At 61.3% G+C, this 2,824-nt stretch carries 3 protein-coding genes; 1 reads left to right on the forward strand and 2 read right to left on the reverse strand.

Annotation, left to right across the window (positions count from 1 at the left end; translation table 11 throughout):
* Window positions 1–677 (forward strand): hypothetical protein (locus ABX749_RS28320; protein WP_372898987.1); only part of this gene is annotated, 677 nt, incomplete at its 5' end.
* 862 nt (window positions 678–1,539) lie between these two features.
* Here the strand turns inward: ABX749_RS28320 and ABX749_RS28325 are convergent.
* The gene (locus ABX749_RS28325) at window positions 1,540–1,740 is read right to left on the reverse strand and encodes a hypothetical protein (protein ID WP_145223227.1); all 201 of its coding nucleotides are present in this window, start codon (window positions 1,738–1,740) and stop codon (window positions 1,540–1,542) included.
* Window positions 1,741–1,908: 168 nt separating this feature from the next.
* The coding region (locus tag ABX749_RS28330; RefSeq protein WP_372898988.1) for an isomerizing glutamine--fructose-6-phosphate transaminase at window positions 1,909–2,824 on the reverse strand (916 nt) is incomplete at its 5' end.

Consider the following 2,824-nt stretch of genomic DNA (forward strand, 5'->3'; position numbering starts at 1 on the left):
TCGACGGCGGAACGCGTGACCCCCGTGCCTATTACTTCCGCGGCATCGTGGCCTACAACCAAGGACGAAATGCCGAGGCGGAGTTGGATTGGCAGGTGGGAGCACAGATGGAAGCACGCACCGGAGGCGCAGACGGTATCGGTCGGTCCCTGTCGCGATTCCAGGGTTCGGCTCGCTTGAAGCTGGAAGAGATTCGGCAGAAAGCACGGATCAATGCGATGATGAACGCGGCGACTCGATCCGACACGCGAATGATGGAATTGGGAGTCCAGCCGAGTGCTTCTCCAGCCAGTGCCGCACCGGCAGGTGCCGCGCCGAGCGCGACGGCTCCGCCGGTTGGTGTGAAGCCGCCGCCGCCGGCTCCCAGTGCTCCCGTGGCCGATGATCCGTTCGCCGACGACGGTCCCGCGCTGGCCGACGGACAGCCCAAAGTCGAGAAGAACAATGCCTTGGAAGGGCTTGATGACAATCCGTTTGCCGACGATGCACCGGCAGGGGCTGCTGCCGACGCCGGCGATGCGGGCATGCCGGCCGCAGGCGACAACTCGAATCCGTTTGGCGAGCCCGCTGCTCCTGCCGGAGGCGATCCGTTCGGCACTGATACGGGAGCCGATCCGTTTGGAGCGCCGGCAGGCGGCGCACCCGATCCGTTTGGTGGTGACCCGTTCGGAAACTGATCGGCTGGCAAATCGCAGCTGAGATGGCGGACAGTCCGTCGCGATCAGCGTTTCGACGCTGATCGCAGCCCATTCGATAAGAGTTCGCACTGGTACAGTGCACAGGTTTAGGCGGCGCGTAGGGAACGGCGGAGTCGGGTGATCCGGCACCGGAACCAGATCACCCGACTCGTAAGCCATCCGTCAAGTTCTGCCCAGCGAGGTGTCTCGGCAGCACTCTCTGATGCCTGAGACGCAATTCCCCGTTACGTCTCAAGCGACCATCCATAGAAGCGTGTGCATCCCTGCTTCCTCCCTGCCCTGAGTCGTTTGCATGCGACGTGCCAGTCCGCGTGCGACACGGACCGGAATTTCAGTTCGCAGCCGCAACGGCATGCAGGGGACGCTATTGTCGCTGTAGTGGTGCGTTGGTCGCCGTTGAGAAGCTCGGTGGCGTTGTTGAAAAACGGCATCAGCGGATCTTGCCAGCCGACCGAGCAAGCGGTCTGCCCACGAAGTGGGCACCGAATGGAAAACACGGTGCAAGGAACGAGCACGTGCTAACGCGGGGACAGACCCCGGGCGTGGTAACGCGGGGACAGACCCCGGGTGTCACGCTGAGTACTGAGTACTGAGTACACGAGTGTCGCGGGGACAGACCCCGGTGCCACGGGAGAAATGGGACGAATTGGACGTATGCGACCTATGGGTCCCATTTGTCCTCTAGGTCCTATCTGCCTCTGAGGGCCCAGGTGCCCTGTCAGTCCTGGGTCGCTGGGGACAGACCCCGGTTTTCGTCGATCCGGCGGTGATCGTGGCGCTCGATGGTGGGCCGGACGTGGTGGCGGGTTCGGCGGCTCGTGGACGACCCCGGGTTTCGGCGTTAGATGGCGTCTTCGTTGCGGCCCATCAGATTGACGTTGGTGGCCGGGACGATGCGGGTGACGTTGACCTTGTTGCGTCGCAATTCTTCGATTTCGGCGGCCATTTCGGCAATCAGATTTGCAATTTCCGTCCCCGCAGCCTCGCCGATATTGTTCATCAACGCCTTGCGAGAATTAAAGGTCAGGCCGTTACGATTCATCGTCTTTCTCATCCGAATAGAAAAGGGTTCCTGGTCATGGATTGCTCGCCGGGTCGACTTGGCCCCCGTCTCGGCGACGATCATCCCATGCTCATTGGGCAACAATCAAGAGCGTAATTTCGCTGCGGGTATCCGCAAGGAAAGAATGCCATTTTGGGTGGAATGTCACTACTCCACTGTCACACTTTTGGCCAAATTTCTCGGCTTGTCGACGTCACAGCCCCGCAGCAGTGCGATGTGATAGGAGAGCAGTTGCAGCGGCACGACGGACACGATCGGCTGGATGATGGCCGGCACGTCGGGGATGTGGATCACGTCGTCGGCGACGGCTTCGATGTGCGGATCGTTTTTGCTTGCAACGGCGATGATCGGGCCTCCGCGAGCCTTCACCTCCTCCATATTCGCCATCACTTTGTCGTAGGTGGTGCCTTGGGGGATGATGAACACGCTGGGAGTTTTTTCGTCGACCAGTGCGATCGGGCCGTGTTTCATTTCCGCCGCCGGGTAGCCTTCGGCGTGGACATAGCTGATTTCTTTCAGCTTGAGAGCGCCTTCCAGGGCGGTCGGGAAGTTGTATTGGCGGCCGAGGTACAGAATATTCGTGGCGTCCTTGTACTTTTCCGCAACGGTTTTGACGTGTTCGTTGCAGTTGAGCGCCTCTTGAACCGCCCCCGGGGCTTGCTGCAGATCGCGGATGATGTTTCGTCCGGCTTCGAAGCTGAGGTGGCGGATGCGTCCGAAGTACAGCGCCAGCATGGCCAAGACGCAGCACTGCGACGTGTAGGCTTTGGTGCTGGCCACGCCGATTTCCGGCCCGGCGTGCAAGTAGACGCCGCCGTCGGCGGCCTGGGCGATGGAGCTTCCCACGACGTTACAGAGGGCCAGGGTGCGGTGGCCTTTGCGTTTGGTTTCCCGCAAGGCGGCCAGCGTGTCGGCCGTCTCGCCGCTTTGGGTGATCCCGAACACCAGCGTATTGTTTTCGATCGGCGGGTTGCGGTACCGCAATTCGCTGGCGTATTCGACACAGACGGGAATCCGCGCGAGTTCCTCGATCAGGTACTCGCCGACCAACGCGGAGTGCCAA

This window comes from Stieleria sp. (genome assembly GCF_041595215.1).
GTDB lineage: Bacteria > Planctomycetota > Planctomycetia > Pirellulales > Pirellulaceae > Stieleria > Stieleria magnilauensis.

Bases quoted from the DNA above. Each gene is read 5' to 3' on its own strand.
- ABX749_RS28325 (WP_145223227.1), bottom strand. From the start codon at position 1,740: ATGAATCGTAACGGCCTGACCTTTAATTCTCGCAAGGCGTTGATGAAC.